General features: G+C 82.7%; 1 protein-coding gene. It reads right to left on the bottom strand.

Annotation, left to right across the window (positions count from 1 at the left end):
• The coding region (locus tag K9U41_RS23815) for a hypothetical protein (RefSeq protein ID WP_282643283.1) at window positions 1–289 on the bottom strand (289 nt) is incomplete at both ends.

Genomic DNA, 289 nt, shown 5'->3' with positions numbered 1-289 from the left:
GCGCCAGGCCGGCGGCGTCGATGCGCTGCACCCCGGCGCGCTGCGCCACCGCGGCGGCGCGCTCCCGGGCGGCGGCCAGGGTGCCAGGCGAGGGCTCGGGCAGTGGCGTGGAACGGCCGTGGGCGAGCGTGCGCTCCTGCGACTGCGCTGCGGCCTCCAGCCGCGCCAGGCCGGCGGCGTCGATGCGCTGCACCCCGGCGCGCTGCGCCACCGCGGCGGCGCGCTCCCGGGCGGCGGCCAGGGTGCCAGGCGAGGGCTCGGGCAGTGGCGTGGAACGGCCGTGGGCGAG

Source organism: Xanthobacter autotrophicus (genome assembly GCF_029991245.1).
Taxonomy (GTDB): domain Bacteria; phylum Pseudomonadota; class Alphaproteobacteria; order Rhizobiales; family Xanthobacteraceae; genus Xanthobacter; species Xanthobacter autotrophicus_C.
Note: the sequence above shows the minus strand (reverse complement) of the source record. Positions and strands in the feature narration are given on the sequence as shown.